Raw genomic sequence first — 19,748 nt, 5'->3', positions numbered from 1 at the left:
TTTGCTTGTCCTGCGCTCGAAGGCCATAGGGTTTGGGAGGCCATGGGGTTTGGAAGGCCAGGCCCGATGTCCGCTTCCGCCGTGTCGGACTCGAAAATCCGCCTGTCCGGATGCGTGAGGAGTTTCGGGCGCCGGCAGGCGTACGAAAGTCCCCGAGGAACGAACCCGCGGTCCACGGGATGAGCCGGAAAGGATGCAAGCGCAACATGTCCAGACCATCCACAATCGAGACGGTCCACTGGGCATGAAATCCCGCCGTTCGCGGAACGACACTCATCACCGCAATCAGGATCATGGCCGACCAAAGCCCAGGAAACTATGGCCCGAAGAACAAATTCAGGCTTAAATATTTCAATCCCAAAATAATTATTGCGCCGTGAGGGAAATATGTCAGCATCGGGCCAGTCCGGCGTGACAACGTGCCGGTGTGAACAGGGGAGTGTATAATGAAAATCAGCAGGAGAGGTGTTATCGGCTTTCTCGCGGCGGCGACGATGGCCGCCTCGGGGACGATGGCTCTGGCGGCCGGCGTGTTGCGGGTGGCCTCCTACCCGGCGAACCCGCCGTGGGAATTCAAAGATGCCTCGGGCAACTTTCAGGGCTTCGAAGTCGATATTGTAAAGGAGATTGCCAAGCGGTTGGACATGACGCCGAAGATTGAGGGCATGGACTTCAAGGCGCTCTTCGTGGCTTCGGCCTCGCGGCGGGTTGATCTGGTGATCTCGTCGCTGACCATCACGAACGACCGGCTCAAGAGCCAATCCTTCACCCAGCCCATCGTGGCGGGTGCGCTCGGGTTCGCTACGCTGGCGAACGAGAATATCCACGGCCTGGGCGACCTCAAAGGTAAGGTCGTCGGCTCCATTGCCACCTCGTTCGGGGAGAACTGGCTGAAGCAACGCAAGGACAAGATCGGCTACCGGTCCTACAAGAGCTATGACACCTTGTCCAACATGCTGACCGACCTGACAAATGGCCGGGTGGATGCTGTGGCCAACGACATCGTGGGCCTGCGCTACGCCATGACGAAGATGAAGGGCCTCGACGTGCCGATCGAGATCCAGACCGGCGAGAAATTTGCCATGATGATGCCGAAGAACGCACCGCTGCTGCAAAAGATCAACGATGCCATGTCGGCCATGAAGAAGGATGGCACCATGAAGGCCATCTACCATCACTGGTTCGGTGTCGATCCCAAGCCCGACAGTTACACGCTGACGGCAATGCCTGTTCCGACCGCGACGAACTAGGCTGGCAGGTCCAGGGCCCCGGCAGCGGACATGCTTTCCGCCGCCGGGGCCTGTGTTCAAGGGGCAGGGCGATGAACGCAATCGATATCTTTTTCAACGCGGAAGTTTTCCGCAAATCCTTTCCCATACTGTTGCGCGGCCTTGGCAATACGCTTCTGCTCAGCATTACGGCGATCGTGCTGGGCACGATCGGGGGCGTGCTCATCTGTCTGATGCGGCTTTACGCGCCGCGCGCATTGCGATTGCTGGCAGTGTTCTACATCGACGTGCTTCGGGCGATGCCGATGCTGGTGGTGCTGATCCTGATCTATTACGCCTTGCCCTTCGTCGGCATTACGCTGTCGTCCTTTGCCGCGGCTGCGGTTGCGCTGTCCATCGTGATGGCAGCCTATACGGCGGAATGCGTCCGCGCCGGGATCGAGGCGGTTCCCAAGGGCCAGTTCGAGGCAGCGCAGTCGCTTGGCCTGCCTTTCTGGCGCACGATGCAGAAGGTGATCTTGCCACAGGCCGTGCGGCTGGTGATCCCGCCGCTTGCCTCGAACTCGGTTTCGCTGGTGAAGGATACCTCGCTCGCGTCCGTCGTGGCGATGAACGATCTGCTGAAACAGGCGACCGACAGCCAGGCGCTGTTTGCCAACCCCACGCCATTGATCGGGGCAGCGGTGATCTATGTCGCCCTGCTCTGGCCCGCCGTCCGCCTGACCAGCCGGCTTGAGCGCCGCTTCGGCGCCCCGACCCATCACTGATCGACAAGCGCGAGAAAGAGATGCAAAGCGGAGACGCCTATTTCCTCTATCATTCCATTGGCCTTTACCCGCGAAAAGCCGCCGACCTCGCCGCTGCCATGGCGCGGTTCGCCGAGATCTGGGGGGCGGATGATGACGGCCAATGGGGCGGACTCCTTCCCCTGCGCCAGCGGTTCATCGATCGCTGGGGCGCCCTGATCGGTGCGCCGGAGGGGACGCTAACCACCACTGAAAACGTGACCGTTGCCCTGCACGCGCTGGTCACGTCCTTGCCTGCCCGGCACTTGAAGGGAAAGCGGTTGCTGGTCGCCGGGGACTGCTTTCCATCTCTGCACTTCCTGCTGTCCGGACTTGCCACTCGGCTTGGTTTCACCCTGGACACCGTGCCGATCCGGCAGGGCGAAAGCTGGGTGCGGGATGAAGACATGATCGACCGCTGGGGGGACGACGTCGGGCTGGCACTGCTGACGTGGGTGTCCTCCACAACGTCGCATCGCTGTGATCTTTCGGGACTGGTGTCGCATGGGCGCCAGATGGGAAGCCTCGTCGGGGTCGACATCACGCAGGCTGCCGGGCTTCTTCCGTTCGACGTCAAGGATCCCGCTGTGGACTTTGCCATCTCGACCAGCCTGAAATGGATGTGCGGCACGCCGGGCGCCGGGATCCTGCAGGTCGCGGCACCCCTTATCGCAGAATGCCAGCCGGAACTGCGTGGCTGGTTCAGTCAGGACAACCCGTTTTCCTGGGACCTGGAAAAATTCGCGTTCGCCCCGGACGCACGGCGTTTCGACAGTGGCACGCCTGGCATTGTGGCGGCCGTGGCGTCCGTCCCTGCGCTGGATTGGCACGCAGATCAGGATCAAGGGGCGATCTTGGCCCACAACCGGGCCTTGTCGGCACGGATAATCGAGGGGCTTGATGCGCTTCGTTTGCCGCTTGTCAGCCCGCGAGACGAAGCGGAGCGGGGCGGCAGCGTGATGCTGCGTCTGGATGAGCGCGTCGCACCAGCTGCCGTACTCGGGCGGTTCCGGGACGCACATGTCTTCGCCGATGCCCGCGGTCAGGTGCTGCGCCTGTCCCCAGGCGTCATGACAACCGCCGAAGGTGTGGAAAGGATGCTTTCCGTCCTCGGGGAGGCCGTAGCCTGATGAAGTCCCGCCGACGGGTCGCGGTGACGCGCGCCACTTGTCCGACAGGCACTACCCCGATCAAAGGAAAGAACGGATCGTTGCCAGTGCCCCGTCAAGCTGTTCGCCCTTTTCGTCCTGCATAGCGGCTTCGCGCAGGCGGCGGGCCCAGTCGGCAGCGTCCGGGCGGCCTTCAACCAGCGTGATCCCCTCCATGACGCGATCATACTTCGACAAACCGCGGGCATGAGTGTCCGAATAGCCCTTTATGAGCCGCCGCGCGCGGATGGTTTCCACGGCAAGGTCGTAGTCCCGGGCCACACGTCCCATCGCCGTAACGAACCAGCCTTCGATGTGGGCGCGCTCTTCGCGGTGACGTAGGTTTCCGCGCCGCCAGCGCCGCAGCCCGCCCAAGAGGTGGAGCTGCAGGAACGGCCAGAGCCGGTCGCTGCGCATCCGGCGGCCCTTGCCGAAATGACGGTCGATCCATGCCATCCAGCCCGGGCGCGCTTGCACCGCCGCGCCAATCCGGGCGGGCAGAAGGCCTACCAATTCCGCGGCACGGGGATGAAAGAACTCGGTCAGATGCAACAGGTTCGCATCGGTTGCCCGCATTTCCTGTGCGATGCGGCGGAAGCGGTCCGGCCGTGTCTTCAGATCGGCCACCCGGATGATGTCGTCATAGGCCATCGCGTTTGCGATGTATTTCGCCGCCTCGCGCGTCAGGACCCAAGCCCGCTGTTCGCTGTCCTGAGCCACGACCTTTTCCAGCCGGTCGAGATATTCGCGCCCATAGGCGAGGTCCTGAAAATCCACCACCTTCCGTAGACCGGCCCCGGCCATATCGCGCGCGGGTGCGGGCAGCGCGGCCACGCGGGCCATGACCTTCTGCCACTTCGCCAGAAGGCGCGCAGGCCCGGCGGGCGCGGCAGCCGCGCGCGGTCCCGGTGCAGAGACGTCCGGGCTGCCGGTGCCTTCGTCACGCGCCGCGGCAATCTCGAAGGACTTGGCGAAGGCGGCAAGGCTCGCTTCGACGCCGCGACCGCTCCCGCGGATCGCCTCTTCAAATGCGTCGCGGCCGAAGGGGAGGGCCCCGGAACCCGCAATGGCGCCCAGCAGACTTGCCGAGATCACGGTGCCATTTTCAACCGCGATATGGTCCATGTCGAAGACGACATGGCGCTGGGCTGCAACCTCGATCGCGGCCATGACCTCATCCGCGCTGGCGATGCCGTGGCCCGGGACGATCTTCTCGGACACCGCGAGCGCGCGGTGGCTGGAGGCGATCAGCGTCGTGCGGTCAGGTGTGACGAACCCCCGCATGATCGCACGGCCCGCCTCCATCATCTCGGCTGCGACCAGCACGTCCACGTCCCCGGCGGCCGGCAGCAGTGAGAAAACGGGTGGATGTTCGGTCTCGGGCGCCATTTCGATGTAGTAGATTGTGGCTCCGGTCCGCTGTGCCACGCCGGCGACCGAGGTGGCCTGTACGGCGTAACCGTTTGCGCGCGCGACAGTTTCCACCCAGCCCGTCAGGACGCCGCCACCTTGTCCGCCCACGGCCATGATCGCGAGCTTGAGGATACCGCCAAGGCGGGGATCAGGGGGCTGTTTGGCAAAAGGGGCGTTCATGCCGTCTCTCCCGTGAACGTGAGTCGCCGGGCCGCGCGCCTGGATTGCAGCCAGCCGATGACACGCGCGGCAAAGCGGGCCCGCTTTCGATCGCGCTCGCTCGGGTTGTGGACGACGTCGGCACGGTAGAACGAAGGGCACAGCACTGCGGCATCGGCCACCTCGCCGCAGTTCCCGCAGCCCACGCAACTGGTATCGATGGATGCGATCGGGTCGTCGCGCAGCGGATCGTCCAGCACCTTGAGCGACAGCGACGGGCAACCCGACAGGCGCATGCAGGCATGGTCGCCTGTGCAGATCGCCTCGTCCACGCCGAAGCGGGGCGCCTCGACCCGCCGCCCCTCGCGGATCGCCTGGTTGCGCTGCGGCCGCTCGCGCCGCTGTCGGTTCAGCATGCATTCGGACGATGCGACGATGACCTTGGGGCCCTTGTAATCGGTGGTCAGCGCCTCGCGGATGGTCGCGAGCATCTTCGGCACGTCATAGGTGCGGTCGATCTGGCGCACCCATTCGACGCCAACGCCCTTCAGGGCGGCGGTGATCGGGTGCTTGGTCGATTTCGTGGCATTGTCGGCGCGCGAAGACAGCACGTCCTGACCGCCGGTGGCGGCGGAATAGTAGTTGTCCACGATCACTGTCAGGCTGTCGGACTTGTTGAAGACCGCGTTGCCGATGGAAGAGGACAGCCCGTTGTGCCAGAACCCGCCGTCTCCGATGATGGAAATCGGCCGTCGCTCTCCGCCACCGTCAAAAGCGGCGTTCGCAGCCGGGCCGAGGCCGTAGCCCATCGTTGCGCCGCCGATCTCGAACGGGGGCAGGCAGGCGAAGAGATGGCAGCCGATATCGCCGGTGATCTGATGCTTGCCCAATTCCCCCTGCGCGAGTTTCAGCGCGGCAAAGATCGGACGTTCCGGACAGCCGGTGCAGAAACCCGGCGGGCGGATCGGGACGGTCTTGGACAGGTCCGGGATCGGGGCATTCTCGGAATTGGGGGCGAGCCGCTGGGCAGGCAGGTAAGCGGGCGCGACCGCGCGCAGGAACCCTTCGATCCCGTCCAGCATCACCTGACCGGTGTATTCCCCGGCCATTGGGAAGATATCCTTGCCGTGAAGCGCAATCCGCGCGCCGGCCTTGTAGAGCATCGCCGCGAACGCTTGCTCGATGAACTCGGGCTGGCCTTCCTCCACGACCAGAACGGCCTCCTTGCCTTCGCAGAAAGACAGGAATTCGTCAGGGACAAGGGGATATGTGACGTTCAGGACATAAAGCGGGATTTGGCTGTCGCCCGAGAGGTCGGCCAGCCCAAGTCGCTGAAGGGCACGGATCACGCCGTTGTACATCCCCCCCTGCAACACAATGCCGACGGGGGCCTGTCTGGGTCCGAACCGTTCGTTCAGACCCTGCTCCTTGATGAATTTCATCGCGGCCGGCCATCGGTTCTTCACCTTGTCCTGCTCCTGAACGAAGGACATCGGCGGCAGAACAACGCGATTGAAATCGCTGCTGGGATTGGCCAGCGCGTCTGCCACCGTCATTTCCGGACGGCGGTTGTCGCGCGTGGTGAACGTGCCGGTGACGTGACAGGACCGGATCCGCACCATCAGCATGACCGGCGTATTCGAGGCCTCCGACAGCTCGAACCCCTGTTCGACCCCCCTGACGATGGTGGGCAGGCTTGGGCGCGGGTCCATAAGCCAGACCTGGCTTTTCATCGCGAAGGCGTGGCTGCGCTCCTGCATGATGGACGAGCCTTCGCCGTAATCCTCGCCCACGATGATGAGCGCGCCGCCATTGACCCCGGACGAGGCGAGGTTGGCCAGCGCATCCGATCCCACGTTGACCCCCACGGGCCCCTTGTAGGTGACCGCACCGCGGATCGGATAGTGGACCGAGGCCGCCAGCATTGCCGTTGCCGCCGCTTCAGAGGCGTTGGCCTCGAAGCGGACGCCAAGCTCGGCAAGGATGTCCTGCGCATCGGCCAGCACATCCATCAGGTGGCTGATCGGCGCCCCCTGGTAACCCCCGACGTAGCCCACCCCGCATTCCAGAAGCGCCTTGGTGATCGCAAGGATGCCCTCGCCGGTGAAGGTCTCGCCTTCGCCAAGCCGCAGTTTCTGCACTTCCTTTGCGAATGACCGTTCTGCCATCGTCCTCTCCTGGCCTTAATGGGTGGGCGCGCGGGGCGACCAGAGCAGCGTCTTTGCGCCGGCCTCGTAAGCCATGCCTTGCGGGTAGGTGATCAGTTCCAGCTGCTGGCCCCAGGGCGCGCGGAAATAAAGGATGGACTGACCGGCCGCGGGCCCTTCAGTGATCTGAAGCGGCCCTGCGAAAACGCGCAGACCGCGCGCGCGCAACTGCTCGGCCGCGGCCGCGATGTCATCAACGTAGAAGGCAAGGTGCATGGCGCCGATGTCGCTGTTGCGCGGGGCAAGGCGCTGCTGGTCGGGGGCCTCGTACTGGAACAGCTCGATGTTGCTGCCGCTGCCGCAGCGCAGAAGCGAGATCGTCAGGATTACCGCACGCGGGTCGACGTCCAGCACATCTTGCATGAAGCTGCCGCTATCGTCGCGGAACGGGCCGAAACGGGTTACGACCTCGCAGCCCAGAACCTCGGTGAAGAAGGCCTCCGCCTGCGCCAGATCGGGCACTGTCAGCCCGACGTGATCCATCCCGCGCAGACCGGGCAGGGGGCTGGGTGGATGGTCGGGCATGCGGTTGTCTCCTTCAGAAGTCGTGTATGCGGATATTGGCAAGCATCTTCTGTAGCGTGCCCACGAAGGCACGGCGCTCTTCCTCGGGGATGCCTGCGAACATATGGGCATAGCTGTGGGCCATAGACGGCCAGAGCCGGTCGAAGGCGGCACGACCGGCTTCGGTTATCGCGACCCGGCTTGCGCGGCTGTCGCTGGCGTCGGCCTCACGCCTCACCAGCCCTTCGGTCTCCAGCGCGACAAGCGCGCGGCTCAGCGTCGATGGCTCGATCACCGCGTAGACCGCAAGGCGGCTGATTTGCAGCCCGTCGATCACGGAAAGCACCGCCAGCGTCCGCATCTTCGCCGTTGTCAGGCCGAGTGCCGCCATCTCCTGACGCAGGCTTGCGTTGTAGCGGCCCATGATGCGGTTCATCAGATAGGGGGCGAAGTTCTGCAGGCCGATTTCGCCGAGCCGCGGTGCTTCGTCGAGCGTTGGTTTGATCTGATCGTTCATGCGCCCATCCTTTTGGCCAACAGATAGCCCGAACCGCCGGCCAGTCCCGGCCCGGGATGGGTCGAGGCACCGATCTGGTGCAGGCCGCGGATGGGCGTGTTGCCGTTTACTGAATGCGCGAATGGGCGCCACAGGAAAAACTGGTCGACCGAGCAGGCGCCACCATAGGGGTCGCCCCCGACGAGATTGATGTTCATCGCCTCGAGGTCGGCCGGCGAAAAGGCGCGGCGGGCCAGCCGTATCGCCGAGAAGTCGCGGATATGGCGGGACAGGATCGCCTCGATCCGGTCGGCGAAGGCTTCGCGGGTCGCTTCGGTCCAGTCCGGCGTTGTCGGGATGATGCCTGCCGCGTCGCCCTTGATGCGGCGGGGCGCGTCGGGAATTTGCAGCCAGAGGATGGCCTGCCCCTCGGGGCAGCGCGACGGATCGAGGCTGGCCGGCTGTCCGACGCAGATCGTGGGGGTTTCGGGGAGCATACCACGTTCGGCCTCGTTCGCGGATTTCGACACCGCGTCGACCCCGTCCGAAAGATGGATCAGCGCGACGTTGTCGAGCCCGGGTGTCAGCCATTCCGGCGGCTGCGACAGCGCGAAATGGAGCTGGAGATCGCCGCGCCCGTGGCGGAACTGGCCGCTCGCGGCGCGGTCCTCGGGGCGGGCCGCATCGCCAAGCAGGCGGCCGTACAGCTGCCCCGGCGCAACCGAGGCGATGACGGACGGCGCCGCGATCTCCTCTCCCGAGGCGGTGACGACGCCGGTCACGTGGTCTTTCGACGTCAGAATCCGGGTGACGTCGGTGCCGGTGCGGATGGTGCCGCCCTGCGCCTCGATCAGCGCGCGGAAGGCCCGTGCGACGGCCCCCGCGCCGCCCTTGGCAACCGGCGCCCCCGCGGCCTCCAGCGCGAAGGCGATGACCTTGCCCATCTGGCCGGAATAGGCGGACTCCGGCGTCAGCCCGGCATGCAGCACCCAGGGCGCCCAAAGGGCCTGCACCATGTCGGAGCGATAGCTCGTCTCCAGCCAGCCGCGCGCTGGCACCAGCGCGCGGCCGACCCAGGCGGCCAGCCCGCGCGGGCCGCGCCGCCATGCCTCGCGGGCGACGAGCTTCAGTGTCGGCCAACTCCAGAGTTCACCGCCCAACAGGGAGAACAGAAAAGGAGCCTCCGCCTCGACCCCGCCCACGTCTTCGGCATGGGCCGCACCGTCGCCCGGCGACAGCGCATCGAAGGCGGCGACATTCGCCGCCCGGTCCATCGTCAGCACCAGCGCCCGCCCGTCCGGGCGCAGTACGGCGGTCGGATGCGGCGTCTGGCAGAACTCCAGCCCGTGCCGCGCCAGCGCAGGGCCAAGCGCAGCATGGGCCGGAGAGGTCAGGAACAGAACGAAGGTGGCGGCCATCACGTCATGCTGGAAGCCGGGCAGGGTAATCTCGGCCGTCTTCATGCAGCCGCCCACCTCGTCCTCGCGTTCGAGGACGAGGACGCGGGCCCCCTTGCCGGTCAGCAGCGCCGCGGCGACAAGCGCGTTGATGCCGCTGCCGATGATGACGTGATCCCAGCCTCGCATGTGCCTAGCGGGCCACCAGGGCCAGTGCGCGGATCGGGCTGCCGGTGCCGTTCACCAGCTTCAGTGGCGCAACGATGAGGATCGCGCCCTTGGGCGGCAGCTTGTCCAGATTGGCGAGGCTGGCAAGGCCATAGCGGTTTGCCTTGTGCAGAAGGTTGTGGGCGGGGAAGGGCGGTTCCATCCCGCCGGCCTGGCCCGCATCCGTGCCGATGCACTGGGTGCCCCAGCCGATCACGCCCTTGGACAGGATGTATTCGATGCAGTCCGGGGTCGGGCCCGGGGAATGCGGCCCTGTCGCGTCGGCATTCAGGTAAAGCTCTTCGGAATGCGCGCGCTTGTCCCAGTCGGAGCGCATCACAACCCATTCGCCGGCCTTGATCTCACCGTGTTCGGCCTCCCAGGCCTTCACGCCCTCGGCGGTCAGCAGGAAGTCATTGTCTTTCGCCGAGGCATCCGAGCAGTCGATGACATTCACCGGGGCCACGAAGTTCTTCACTGGGATCGTGTCGGTATAGCCGTCGGGGTAGTCCTTGCCGGTAATCCAGTGATGCGGCGCATCGAAATGCGTTCCCGAGTGCTCGCCGATCTTGAGCCAGTTCCACGCCCAGAACGGCCCGTCCTGATCGTATTCCGAAATTCTGTGAACTTCGATCTTGGGTGTGTCCACCGCCAGTTCCGGCGGCAGTTTCAGCAGTGGCGTATCTGGCCCGAGTAGGCCGGAAAGGTCCACGACCTCGACCTTGCCCGATACGAGCATGGCGGCGAGTTCATCAAGTGTCGCGGCGGCGGTCATTTCGTTCTCCCTGTTGCCTTGCGCCGCCCCACTTGGCCGGCGCGGGTTTCGCTGCCGATGATGCTAGACAAATTTATTTGCGTTTGCAATTATACTCTGACGTTGGCGAGGGGAAGAGATGACGTCCTCCTATGACGCGGTCCTGATCGGTGCCGGGCACAACAGCCTGGCTTGCGCGGCGCATCTTGCCGCGAAGGGGTGGCGCGTGTGCGTGGTCGAGCGGTCTTCCCTCCCCGGTGGAGCCGTCAAGACGATGGAGCTAACCACCCCCGGCTTTCGCCATGACTGGGGAGCCATGAACCTGTCGCTTTTCGCCGGATCTCCATTTTTTAAGCAATATGGCGAAGAACTGGGCCGACATGGCCTGGAATTCGCGCCGGTTCAGAAGTGTTTTTCGTCTGTCTTCCCCGATGGAAAGTGGATGGGCGTCGGGACGGATGTGGATGCTACCCGTCGCCGCATCGCAGCATTGAACCCTGCGGACGCGGATCGCTGGGATGCTCTTCTGGCCGGGTTTCCGGATCGGGCGGGCGATATCTTCGCCCTGCTTGGCAGTCCGATGACAATGCGTGCATTAGCAACTTTTGGATTTAAAGTATTGCGGCGAAAGGGGTTGGCGGGCAGTCTGGACCTGATCCGCTTCCTGCTTTCATCGCCGCGCAGGTGGCTGACTGAAACCTTTGCATCTGCAGAACTCCGGGCGACGCTCGCGGCATGGGGCATGCATCTCGATTTCGCCCCGGACATCGCGGGGGGCGCGATGTTCCCCTATCTCGAAGCGATGGCGAATGAGTCCTTCGGGATGGTCCTCGGAAAGGGCGGGGCGGATGCCATGATCGCATCCCTCGTTCGGATGATCGAGGCGCGCGGCGGAACGATCGAGTGCAATGCCGAGGCCGCGGGGATCGTTCACAAGCATGGCCGTGCAACCGGTGTTCGGCTGGCCGATGGGCGCATCCTGACCGGCACACGGGCGGTGATCGCCAATGTGGCCCCGGGCGCCCTGCCGGGTCTTCTCGGCGGCACGACCGGGGACGCACGGGTCGATGCGGGCCTGTCCGGTTACGCCCACGCGCCCGGCACGCTCATGATCCATCTCGCGATGGAGGATTTGCCGGACTGGCAGGCGAGTGCCGAGTTGCGTGAATTCGCCTATGTCCACCTCGCACCCTCGCTTGACCAGATGGCGCGGACCTACCAGCAGGCACGGGCGGGTCTTCTTCCGGACGAGCCGATCGTGGTGGTCGGTCAGCCTACCGCCATCGACCCGACACGCGCACCCGACGGAAAGCACATCTTGTGGATGCAGCTTCGGATGGTGCCGGCCGAAATCCGTGGCGATGCCGCCGGTCAGATCGCCGCGACCGACTGGGACGTGGTGAAAGAGGCCATGGCAGATCGCGCGCTGGACATCCTTGACCGCTATGCGCCCGGGGTGCGGGCCAAGATCATCGCCCGGCGCGTCGTCAGCCCGCTGGAGTTGCAGGCGGACAATCCCAACCTGGTGGGGGGCGACCAGGTCTGCGGCAGCCATCACCTGTCGCAGAACTTCCTGTTCCGGCCGGTGCGTGGCCACGCGGACGGATCGACGCCCATTCGAAACCTTCACCTTACCGGCGCGGGTGTCTGGCCCGGTGCCGGGGTAGGGGCGGGGGCCGGCTTCTTGCTGGCCCGCCGCCTCGCCGGGAACTGATCCAGACCGAATAACGCAGAAACACAAAACAACAGGGAACACGTCCATGCCTAATTTCTCGCGGAGATCGTTACTGAAGCTGTCCGGCGCTACGCTGGCCCTGAGCTCCGTAGGCCTGCCCGCCTTCGCAGCGCCGATCGACGAACTCGTCATCGCCTACAACGTCAACCTGCCGAGCTGGGACCCGACCGTCGGCCCATCTGCGGTGAACCCGACGATCCAGGGTGTCTACCAGTCGGTCTTCGACCAGTTCATCCTTCAGAAACCTGACCTGAGCTTCGCCCCCGGCCTTCTGACCGAATGGGGCTGGAATGCCGACAAGACGCAGGTCCACATGACCGTTCGCGACGGCGTGAAATGGCACGACGGATCGCCCTTTACCGCCGAGGATGTGGTCTGGTCGCTCCAGCGCGCCGCCGATCCGAAGACCGGCAACCCGATCCAGTTCACCTGGAAGAACCTGGCCAACTTCAAGGCCGACGGCAACAAGATCACCGCTGATGTCGTGCAGTTCGATCCCACCATCTTCAAGTGGATGTCGTTCCTGACCGGCTACGTGATGCCGAAGGCCTATTATGAAAAGGTCGGCGCCGCCGGGTTCGAGGCGAAGCCGATCGGCACCGGACCCTACATGGTCGATCACTTCGAGCGGAATTCCTATGTTCGCCTCAAGGCGAACCCGCATTACTGGGGCGGCAAGCCGGAATTTGACACCGTCACGATCAAGTTCGTGCCCGACTCCGCCAGCCGCGTGGCCCAGGTCGAATCCGGCAATGCCCATGTCACGCTGGAAGTGCCTTACGAGGAGTACGACCGCCTGAAGGGCAAGGCGCGCCTGCATGGTTATGCGCACCCGATCACCGATATCGGCATGATCTTCCTCAACAACGACAGCGTGATGAAGGATCCTAACGTCCGTCAGGCGGCCTGCCACTCGGTGAACAAGAAGCTGATCATCGACCGGCTGTTGTCAGGCTACGGAGTGCCTATCGATACGCTCGAGGCGCCCGGTTACGCGGCCTATGATGCCTCGATCAAGGTGCCCTACGATCCGGCCCTGGCCAAGAAGAAGCTGGCCGCCTCGGGCTATTCGACCAAGAAGCCCGTGAAGTTCAAGATCCAGACGACCAAGGGCTACAAGCCCAAGGATTACGAGATGATCCAGGCGATCGTCGGCATGTGGCGGAAGGTCGGGATCGAGGCCGAGATCGAGGTGTACGAGATCGCGAAGCACTTCGAGCTGCGCGCTGCGCACAAGCTTGCGCCCGCGGCCTTCTACGACTGGGGCAACTCGATCGGAGATCCCACCACGTCGACCGGCTTTGCGATGTTCGGTCCCTCGCCGCATTCCTCATGGAAGACGAAGGACGTGGACGCCCGCATCGGGCCGCTCTGGTCCGAGAAGGACGAGGCGAAGCGGATCGCGGGCTGGAAGGCGGTGGATCGCTACATCGCGGAACAGTGCGACGTGCTTCCGCTGCTCCAATACGTGCAGCCGATCCTCGCAGACAAACGCGTCAAGGTGGTGCCGCACGGGTCGGGGGCGCTGCTGCCCGCGCTGATGACGCGCGCCTGAGCCTTACCCGTGGTATCGGGGCTGCCCATCGGGGCAGCCCCGGCTGATCCGGACCGCATCTCTTGGACCTGCTTGCTCGCTTTCTCATCCGGCTTTTTTCGACTGCAATCACGCTGTTCGGCGTCGCGGTCATCGTCTTTACCGTGGTGCGCGTTGTGCCCGGCAACCCGATCGCCATGATGCTGCCACCCGGGGCGACGCCGGCCGACATCGTGCGGCTGAAGGCGCTCTACGGCCTGGACAAGTCAATCCCGCAGCAGTTCGTGATCTGGTTCTGGGGTGTGCTTCATGGCGACTTCGGCACCTCGATCTCGTTGCGCCAACCGGTGCTGGGGCTCGTGCTTGGCCGGCTTCCTGCCACGCTGGAACTGGCGACCATGGCGCTGGTCATGGCCATTCTCATCGGTGGCGCGTCGGCGCTGACGGCCGTGCGTTTTCGTGGCACGCAGATCGAGACCGGCATCGACGTGGCGAACGGCGCGGCGCTGTCGATCCCAGATTTCCTTTGGGGGCTGCTGCTCATCATCTTCTTCGGCGTTCTGATCCCGTTGTTCAGCATATCGGGGCGGATCTCGCCGGACCTGCAGCTGAACTTCGAAACCCAGTTCTACCTGATCGAGAGTATCGTCCGTCTGCGCTTCGACGTCACCGCCAACCTGTTGGCCCATATGTTCATGCCTGCGCTTGCCCTGGCGTTGCCGCTGGCGGCGATCATAGGGCAACTTCTCAAGCAATCCCTGAAGGAAACGATGGAGCTTGACTACGTCACGCTGGCCCGGACCAAGGGCTACAGCGAAACCCGCGTCATCCTGCGCGAGGCACTGCGCAACGCGATCCTGCCGACGCTGACCCTGACCGGGGTGCAGTTCACCTTCCTGATCGGCGGCACGGTAATCGTCGAGCGACTCTTTTCCTACGAAGGGCTGGGCAACATGGCGATCGACGCAGTCGTCAACCGCGATTTGCCGCTGATCCAGGGGATCGTGATATGCTTCGCGGTGATCTTCACCGCCGTGAACCTTGTCGTCGATCTCACCTATGCCGCCCTGAACCCGAGGCTGCGCCATGCTTGACGGGCGCGGTTCGATCAATCGGCGGGTCGGGGCGCGTCTCTGGCTGTCGGGGGGATGGCTGCTGATCGTCTGCTTGGCGTCTGCCTTCGCCCCGATGATCGCGCCTCAGGATCCGCTGGCGCAGGATCTCATGTCGGGGCAACTCCCGCCTTTCTGGGTGCATGGAACCGAACCGGGCTTCTGGCTTGGCACAGACAGTCTCGGCCGGGATGTCCTCAGCCGGATCATCTGGGGTGGACGTATTGCGTTGCAGGTAGCGCTCATTGCCGGCACGCTGACGGCGCTGGTCGGATCGACCCTTGGCCTTGTCGCGGGCTTCTATCGGGGCTGGGCGGATCGCATCATATCGCGCCTGGTCGATATCTGGATGGCTTTCCCGCCGGTTCTGTTTTCAATCCTGCTGGTTGCGGTTCTGGGCACGGGGCTGCGATCGATCATCATCGCCATCGTCGTGATCGACTGGACCCGCTTTGCGCGCGTGATCCGCGCCGAGGCGATGAACCAGGGCGCAATGGATTACGTTGCCGCAGCGCAGGTTGCGGGCTTTTCCCGCCAGCGCACGATGCTGACGGAAATCCTGCCAAACGTGCTGCCGACGATCGTGGCGCTGCTGTCGTTGGAGATGGGGATCGCGATCATCGTCGAGGCGATCCTGTCCTTCGTGAACCTGTCGATTTCGACCGACGCCCCGACCTGGGGCGGCATGATCGCCGAAGGGCGCACGACGATCTATCAGGCGTGGTGGGTGCTCGTCTTCCCGCTCATCGCTCTCTTTCTTACCGTTCTCAGCTTCAGCCAGTTCGGCGAAGGGCTGAAGGACCGCTTCGACCCGGTGTTGCGATGACGGCTCTTCTGGAAATCGAAAACCTCAGCGTCGCGCTGAAGAATGGCCCGCGGTTGCTGCGGTCGGTCTCGCTTCGGCTCGACAGGGGCGAGGTGCGCGGGCTGGTAGGGGAAAGCGGCGCGGGCAAAAGCATGATCGGCAAGGCGGTCCTGGGCATCCTGCCGCGCTCCGCCGAAGTGGTGGAGGGGCGCATCCTGCTCGAGGGCACGGACATTCTGACCCTGCCGCCGGCCGAACGGCGTCGCCGGATCGGGCGGATCGCGGCGCTCATCCCGCAAGATCCCCTGACCGCGCTCAACCCCTCGCATCGTATCGGGCCCCAGATCACGGACCGGCTTGTCGATATCCTCGGCTGGAAGCGCGAAAAGGCTGAGGCGCGGGCGCTCGAATTGCTGGCAGAGGTGAATATTTCCGCCCCGGCCCGCGTGATGCGCAACTACCCGCACGAGTTGTCGGGCGGGATGCGGCAGCGCATCCTGATCGCATCCGCATTCGCCGCCGAGCCCGCCCTGATCATCGCTGATGAGCCGACGACCGCGCTGGACGTGACGGTTCAGAAGCAGATCTTGAAGATCATCGCGGGAATGCAGGCCCGCCACGGCACTGCGTTGCTTTTCGTGACACATGATCTGGGCGTGGTGTCCAAGGTGTGCCAGAGCCTCTCGGTGCTTTATGCCGGAAAGGTTCTCGAAGATACGCAGGTCGCCGACTTCTTTCGCGCTCCGGGCCACGCCTATTCGGCAGCGCTGCTTGCCGCCACGCCGAAGTATACCGATCCGGAGGGAAGCCTGATGCCCGTGGGCCCGGAGGTTCTGGCCGCGGTGCAGGCCGAGGTGGACGCCGCCGACAGGGAGTGGCGCCATGTCTGAGCAATCGCTGTTCCGGGTCGAGGACCTGCGCCTGTCGTTGCCCGACCTCGTGGGCAAGTCCTTTGTCGGTCTGGCCGCGCGGATCGAGATCCTGCGCGGCATCAGCTTCACGATCCAGCGGGGCAAGGTGCTCGGCATCGTTGGCGGATCGGGATCGGGAAAATCCACTCTTGCCCGCGCCCTGGTGCGGCTGCTGGAACCCACGTCCGGACGGATCGTCTTCGACGGGCAGGACATCAGTCATCTGGACGAGCAGGCACTGCGCCCCCTGCGGCGTCGCTTCCAGATGATCTTCCAGGACCCGATGTCCTCGCTCAATCCGCGGCGCCGGGTGAAGGGCATTATAGCCGCCCCCTTGCGTCTGCACGGATTGACCGGGATCGATCGCCGGGTGGACGAGGCATTGGATCACGTCGGCCTGCCGCGCGGCTTCCGCAACCGCTATCCGCATGAGCTGTCAGGGGGCCAGCGTCAGCGCGTTGGGATTGCCCGCGCAATCGCCCTGCGCCCGGAATTCATCCTTGCGGACGAGATCGTATCGGGGCTCGACGTCTCCAGCCAGGCGCAGGTTCTTCGGCTTCTGGAGGGACTGGTGGCAGAGTTGGGTCTGACACTTGCCTTCATAAGTCACGACCTCTCCGTGATCCGCCGGCTCTGCGACGACGTCATGGTTCTTCGCGCCGGACAGATCGTCGAGATGGCACCCTCGGCCGAAATCTTTGCCGCGCCCAGGCATTCCTATACCCGCGGACTTCTGGATGCCATTCCGTTGCCCACTCTCGATCAGCCAGGCTGGAACTGAGCGGTCGAACCGCAGATGTCGGCAGGCATCCGCAACAAGCCGGCAGAATGGCGACCCCGGAAGGAATCGAACCCTCAACCTCGGACTTAGAAGGTCCTTGCTCTATCCAGTTGAGCTACGGGGCCGCACGGGCCGCTTGATAGACGGTTTGCGCCGCTCTGCACACCGAAAAAATGCCCGTGGCGCGTGCCGCGCGCCGGGGCAGGGCGCTCAGGCCTGGGCCCGGGCGCCGGGCTTGCAGAACATGTCGTAGAACAGCGCGATGGTGCGGCGCACCTTCTCGTCGGCCAGCGAATAATAGATCGCCTTGCCCTCGCGCCGGCAGGCGACGAGCCCCTCCAGCCGCAGCCGGGCAAGCTGCTGGCTGACCGCCGCCTGGCGGGAGGCGAGCAGAAGCTCCAGCTCGGTCACCGATTTCTCGCCCGAGGAGAGGTGGCAGAGGATCATCAGCCGCCCCTCATGCGCCAGCGCCTTCAGGAAGTTCGCCGCCGATTGCGCCTGGCCCGCCATCTCGTCGATCGAGAGCTTGGCGCAATTGTCGAAATCCTGCACCTGCGGTGGGACCGGGGTGCTGTCGTCCTCTCCGCCGATACGGGCTGTCGCCTGGGAGTTCATGCGCGCGTCTCCTTCCGCCGCGCCGCCCGTTGCCGCAGGAAAACGGGACCGGCGCCTGCCGATACATCATCCTATCTTAATGTGATGATGCCTTAAGGACAAGGCTGCGCCCAGCTCGGGCGTGCGCCAGGGGCCGCGGCGCCAGCCGTTCTGCCCGCTTTCTGCGATTACGGCAAGGGGGCGAGGGCACCGTAGCGGCCCTGCGAGAAGACCAGCGGCACGCCGTCGCGGAACCGCGCGCGCAGCACCCGCCCGATGACGATGACATGGTCGCCCGCGTCATGGGTCGCCTCGGTGCTGCATTCGAAGCGCGCAAGTGTGCCCTCGATCAGCGGGATCCCCTCTGGCGAGGTGGAGCAGTCGAGCCCGGTGAAATGATCGTCGGGCTGGGTGAAATGGCGGCTGATCTCCAGCTGGTCGGCGGCCAGCACATGGACGGCAAAGGCCCGGGCCTCGGTGAAGGCGCGGCAGCGGCGCGAGGATTTGGCCGGCGACCACAGCAGCAGCGGCGGGTCCAGCGAGACGGCGGCGAAGCTGTTCGCCGTCACGCCCACCGGCCCGGCCGGGCCATGGGTGGTCACCACCGTGACGCCGGTCGCGAAGCGGCCGAGCGCGTCGCGGAAGGCGCGGGCCGTCCCGGGCCCGGGGGTGAAGGCGGTTTCAGTCGCGTCGCTCACGGCGGCTCCGTTGGCAATCGGGGCGGCGTTCCGGCCGCCCATGGTTCCATCTATTGCGCCCCGGCGCCCGGCTCAACCCGCTCAGCGCCTCGGGCCGGTGCCAAGCGGCGTCGCGGGCGTGGACGCCGGCACCCGGCCATAGGCATGGGGAAGCGAGCAGGTCTTCAGCTCGGGCAGCACCTTGGTGCCGAAGTGCCGGGCCTCGTCGAGATGCGGATAGCCGGAGAAGATGAAGGCCCGGATGCCCATCTTCTGGTAGGCCTCGATCTCGCTCAGCACCTGGTCGGCCGATCCCACCAGCGCCGCCCCGCAGCCGGAGCGCGCACGGCCGATCCCGGTCCACAGATGCGGCTCGACATAGCCGAACTGGTCCGCGAGCTCCCGCGCCCGCGCCTGATGCGAAACGCCGAGGCTGCCGCTGTCATGCGCCCGTTCGCGGATCAGCCGGCCGTATTCGTCGTCGAGCTTCGAGGTCAGCTCCTCGGCATATTCCCGGGCCTCGGCCTCGGTGTCGCGCACGATCATGTGGACGCGCAGGCCGTAGTCGAGCGTGCGGCCATGCGCCTCCGCCCGGGCATGGACGGCGCGCATCCGTTCGGCCAGCTGCTCCTTCGGCTCCGGCCACATCAGGTAGACGTCGCAATGCTGGGCGCAAAGCTCCAGCGCGTCGGGGGAATAGCCGCCGAAATACATCAGTGGCCCGCCGTTCTGCTGGTAGGGCCGGGCGGGCTCGGTCGGCACGTTCTTGAAGCTGTAGATCTGCCCCTCGTAATCGATCGTGTCGCGGGTCCAGGCCTGGCGCAGGATCTCCACCACCTCGCGGGAGCGCTGGTAGCGGAAGGCGCTCTCCGCCTTCTCGCCGGGGAAGTCGGAGGAGATGATGTTGAGGATCAGCCGCCCCTCCAGCATGTGGTCGAGCGTGGCGATGGTGCGCGCCAGCATGATCGGCTGCATTTCGCCGCAGCGCACCGCCGCCAGCAGGTTGATCTTCGATGTGATCGGCGCGCAGCCGGCCACGAAGCTCAGCGTGTCCTGGCCCACCTGATAGGACGAGGGGCAGAGGATGTTGCGGAAGCCCAGCTCCTCTGCCGTGGTCACGATCTCCGAGCAATGCGCCCAGGAGGAGCGCAGCCTGCCGTCGGGCACGCCCAGGTAGCGGTAATCGTCCGAGCAGAGCGCGGAGAACCAGGCGATTTCGGCGGCCTCGAGGCCTTCGGATGTGATGGGGACGATGCTCATCGATTCCTCCCAGAATTTTCACTTGCGTAGCAGGCTGGAA

Annotated in this window: 18 protein-coding genes and 1 tRNA gene; 9 read left to right on the top strand and 10 right to left on the bottom strand. The window is 64.9% G+C overall.

Going from position 1 to position 19,748, the window contains the following annotated elements:
• Nucleotides 1–446 precede the first annotated feature (446 nt).
• The 3 genes from EIP85_RS01420 (at nucleotide 447) to EIP85_RS01410 (ending at nucleotide 3,144) form a co-directional block, all read left to right on the top strand.
• Complete coding sequence (locus EIP85_RS01420) at nucleotides 447–1,250, top strand: ABC transporter substrate-binding protein (protein WP_127900348.1); 804 nt, start codon at nucleotides 447–449, stop codon at nucleotides 1,248–1,250.
• Nucleotides 1,251–1,321: 71 nt separating this feature from the next.
• Nucleotides 1,322–1,996: an amino acid ABC transporter permease gene (locus EIP85_RS01415; protein WP_127900347.1), complete on the top strand. Its 675-nt coding sequence runs from the start codon at nucleotides 1,322–1,324 to the stop codon at nucleotides 1,994–1,996.
• 20 nt (nucleotides 1,997–2,016) lie between these two features.
• Nucleotides 2,017–3,144 (top strand): aminotransferase class V-fold PLP-dependent enzyme, encoded by a 1,128-nt coding sequence (locus EIP85_RS01410; protein WP_127900346.1) that lies wholly within the window; start codon nucleotides 2,017–2,019, stop codon nucleotides 3,142–3,144.
• A gap of 60 nt (nucleotides 3,145–3,204) precedes the next feature.
• Here EIP85_RS01410 and EIP85_RS01405 read toward each other — a convergent pair whose 3' ends face one another.
• The 6 genes from EIP85_RS01405 to EIP85_RS01380 are packed head-to-tail and all read right to left on the bottom strand — an operon-like array spanning nucleotide 3,205 to nucleotide 10,320.
• Nucleotides 3,205–4,755, bottom strand: coding sequence for an indolepyruvate oxidoreductase subunit beta family protein (locus EIP85_RS01405; protein WP_127900345.1), 1,551 nt, complete (start codon nucleotides 4,753–4,755; stop codon nucleotides 3,205–3,207).
• Nucleotides 4,752–6,902: a thiamine pyrophosphate-dependent enzyme gene (locus EIP85_RS01400; protein WP_127900344.1), complete on the bottom strand. Its 2,151-nt coding sequence runs from the start codon at nucleotides 6,900–6,902 to the stop codon at nucleotides 4,752–4,754. The genes EIP85_RS01405 and EIP85_RS01400 overlap by 4 nt, the downstream gene beginning before the upstream one ends.
• Before the next feature lie 15 nt (nucleotides 6,903–6,917).
• Nucleotides 6,918–7,466: a VOC family protein gene (locus tag EIP85_RS01395; RefSeq protein WP_127900343.1), complete on the bottom strand. Its 549-nt coding sequence runs from the start codon at nucleotides 7,464–7,466 to the stop codon at nucleotides 6,918–6,920.
• Between the two features lie 13 nt (nucleotides 7,467–7,479).
• On the bottom strand, nucleotides 7,480–7,962 hold the full coding sequence (locus EIP85_RS01390; RefSeq protein WP_127900342.1) for a MarR family winged helix-turn-helix transcriptional regulator: 483 nt from the start codon (nucleotides 7,960–7,962) through the stop codon (nucleotides 7,480–7,482).
• A complete protein-coding gene (locus EIP85_RS01385; protein ID WP_127900341.1) occupies nucleotides 7,959–9,527 on the bottom strand; it encodes a phytoene desaturase family protein in 1,569 nt (522 codons plus the stop codon). The genes EIP85_RS01390 and EIP85_RS01385 overlap by 4 nt, the downstream gene beginning before the upstream one ends.
• A 4-nt stretch (nucleotides 9,528–9,531) precedes the next feature.
• Nucleotides 9,532–10,320 carry a cyclase family protein gene (locus tag EIP85_RS01380; RefSeq protein WP_127900340.1) on the bottom strand — a complete coding sequence of 263 codons (789 nt, stop codon included), beginning with the start codon at nucleotides 10,318–10,320 and terminating at the stop codon, nucleotides 9,532–9,534.
• Between the two features lie 118 nt (nucleotides 10,321–10,438).
• On the opposite strand from EIP85_RS01380, the gene EIP85_RS01375 reads away from it, so the two are divergent.
• The 6 genes from EIP85_RS01375 (at nucleotide 10,439) to EIP85_RS01350 (ending at nucleotide 17,177) form a co-directional block, all read left to right on the top strand.
• Nucleotides 10,439–12,013, top strand: coding sequence for a phytoene desaturase family protein (locus EIP85_RS01375; RefSeq protein WP_127900339.1), 1,575 nt, complete (start codon nucleotides 10,439–10,441; stop codon nucleotides 12,011–12,013).
• 46 nt (nucleotides 12,014–12,059) lie between these two features.
• On the top strand, nucleotides 12,060–13,589 hold the full coding sequence (locus EIP85_RS01370; RefSeq protein WP_127900338.1) for an ABC transporter substrate-binding protein: 1,530 nt from the start codon (nucleotides 12,060–12,062) through the stop codon (nucleotides 13,587–13,589).
• A gap of 62 nt (nucleotides 13,590–13,651) precedes the next feature.
• On the top strand, nucleotides 13,652–14,662 hold the full coding sequence (locus EIP85_RS01365; RefSeq protein ID WP_241559856.1) for an ABC transporter permease: 1,011 nt from the start codon (nucleotides 13,652–13,654) through the stop codon (nucleotides 14,660–14,662).
• On the top strand, nucleotides 14,655–15,506 hold the full coding sequence (locus tag EIP85_RS01360) for an ABC transporter permease (RefSeq protein ID WP_127900337.1): 852 nt from the start codon (nucleotides 14,655–14,657) through the stop codon (nucleotides 15,504–15,506). The genes EIP85_RS01365 and EIP85_RS01360 overlap by 8 nt, the downstream gene beginning before the upstream one ends.
• The gene (locus EIP85_RS01355) at nucleotides 15,503–16,375 is read left to right on the top strand and encodes an ABC transporter ATP-binding protein (RefSeq protein ID WP_127900336.1); all 873 of its coding nucleotides are present in this window, start codon (nucleotides 15,503–15,505) and stop codon (nucleotides 16,373–16,375) included. The genes EIP85_RS01360 and EIP85_RS01355 overlap by 4 nt, the downstream gene beginning before the upstream one ends.
• On the top strand, nucleotides 16,368–17,177 hold the full coding sequence (locus EIP85_RS01350; protein ID WP_127900335.1) for an ATP-binding cassette domain-containing protein: 810 nt from the start codon (nucleotides 16,368–16,370) through the stop codon (nucleotides 17,175–17,177). The genes EIP85_RS01355 and EIP85_RS01350 overlap by 8 nt, the downstream gene beginning before the upstream one ends.
• A gap of 48 nt (nucleotides 17,178–17,225) precedes the next feature.
• Here EIP85_RS01350 and EIP85_RS01345 read toward each other — a convergent pair.
• The 4 genes from EIP85_RS01345 to EIP85_RS01330 all read right to left on the bottom strand — a co-directional run bounded on the left by EIP85_RS01345 (nucleotide 17,226) and on the right by EIP85_RS01330 (nucleotide 19,708).
• Nucleotides 17,226–17,302, bottom strand: a tRNA-Arg gene (locus tag EIP85_RS01345).
• A gap of 85 nt (nucleotides 17,303–17,387) precedes the next feature.
• A complete protein-coding gene (locus EIP85_RS01340; RefSeq protein ID WP_241559865.1) occupies nucleotides 17,388–17,687 on the bottom strand; it encodes an ArsR/SmtB family transcription factor in 300 nt (99 codons plus the stop codon).
• Between the two features lie 272 nt (nucleotides 17,688–17,959).
• Nucleotides 17,960–18,511, bottom strand: coding sequence for a flavin reductase family protein (locus tag EIP85_RS01335; protein WP_127900333.1), 552 nt, complete (start codon nucleotides 18,509–18,511; stop codon nucleotides 17,960–17,962).
• Between the two features lie 39 nt (nucleotides 18,512–18,550).
• Nucleotides 18,551–19,708: an LLM class flavin-dependent oxidoreductase gene (locus tag EIP85_RS01330; RefSeq protein WP_127900332.1), complete on the bottom strand. Its 1,158-nt coding sequence runs from the start codon at nucleotides 19,706–19,708 to the stop codon at nucleotides 18,551–18,553.
• Between the last annotated feature and the right edge of the window lie 40 nt (nucleotides 19,709–19,748).

This window comes from Solirhodobacter olei (genome assembly GCF_004010155.1).
GTDB classification, from domain to species: domain Bacteria; phylum Pseudomonadota; class Alphaproteobacteria; order Rhodobacterales; family Rhodobacteraceae; genus Solirhodobacter; species Solirhodobacter olei.
Note: the sequence above shows the minus strand (reverse complement) of the source record. Positions and strands in the feature narration are given on the sequence as shown.

Coding starts and splice junctions, on each gene's coding strand:
- EIP85_RS01420 (WP_127900348.1), top strand. CDS start 447: ATGAAAATCAGCAGGAGAGGTGTTATCGGCTTTCTCGCGGCGGCGACG.
- EIP85_RS01415 (WP_127900347.1), top strand. CDS start 1,322: ATGAACGCAATCGATATCTTTTTCAACGCGGAAGTTTTCCGCAAATCC.
- EIP85_RS01410 (WP_127900346.1), top strand. CDS start 2,017: ATGCAAAGCGGAGACGCCTATTTCCTCTATCATTCCATTGGCCTTTAC.
- EIP85_RS01405 (WP_127900345.1), bottom strand. CDS start 4,755: ATGAACGCCCCTTTTGCCAAACAGCCCCCTGATCCCCGCCTTGGCGGT.
- EIP85_RS01400 (WP_127900344.1), bottom strand. CDS start 6,902: ATGGCAGAACGGTCATTCGCAAAGGAAGTGCAGAAACTGCGGCTTGGC.
- EIP85_RS01395 (WP_127900343.1), bottom strand. CDS start 7,466: ATGCCCGACCATCCACCCAGCCCCCTGCCCGGTCTGCGCGGGATGGAT.
- EIP85_RS01390 (WP_127900342.1), bottom strand. CDS start 7,962: ATGAACGATCAGATCAAACCAACGCTCGACGAAGCACCGCGGCTCGGC.
- EIP85_RS01385 (WP_127900341.1), bottom strand. CDS start 9,527: ATGCGAGGCTGGGATCACGTCATCATCGGCAGCGGCATCAACGCGCTT.
- EIP85_RS01380 (WP_127900340.1), bottom strand. CDS start 10,320: ATGACCGCCGCCGCGACACTTGATGAACTCGCCGCCATGCTCGTATCG.
- EIP85_RS01375 (WP_127900339.1), top strand. CDS start 10,439: ATGACGTCCTCCTATGACGCGGTCCTGATCGGTGCCGGGCACAACAGC.
- EIP85_RS01370 (WP_127900338.1), top strand. CDS start 12,060: ATGCCTAATTTCTCGCGGAGATCGTTACTGAAGCTGTCCGGCGCTACG.
- EIP85_RS01360 (WP_127900337.1), top strand. CDS start 14,655: ATGCTTGACGGGCGCGGTTCGATCAATCGGCGGGTCGGGGCGCGTCTC.
- EIP85_RS01355 (WP_127900336.1), top strand. CDS start 15,503: ATGACGGCTCTTCTGGAAATCGAAAACCTCAGCGTCGCGCTGAAGAAT.
- EIP85_RS01350 (WP_127900335.1), top strand. CDS start 16,368: ATGTCTGAGCAATCGCTGTTCCGGGTCGAGGACCTGCGCCTGTCGTTG.
- EIP85_RS01340 (WP_241559865.1), bottom strand. CDS start 17,687: ATGGCGGGCCAGGCGCAATCGGCGGCGAACTTCCTGAAGGCGCTGGCG.
- EIP85_RS01335 (WP_127900333.1), bottom strand. CDS start 18,511: ATGGGCGGCCGGAACGCCGCCCCGATTGCCAACGGAGCCGCCGTGAGC.
- EIP85_RS01330 (WP_127900332.1), bottom strand. CDS start 19,708: ATGAGCATCGTCCCCATCACATCCGAAGGCCTCGAGGCCGCCGAAATC.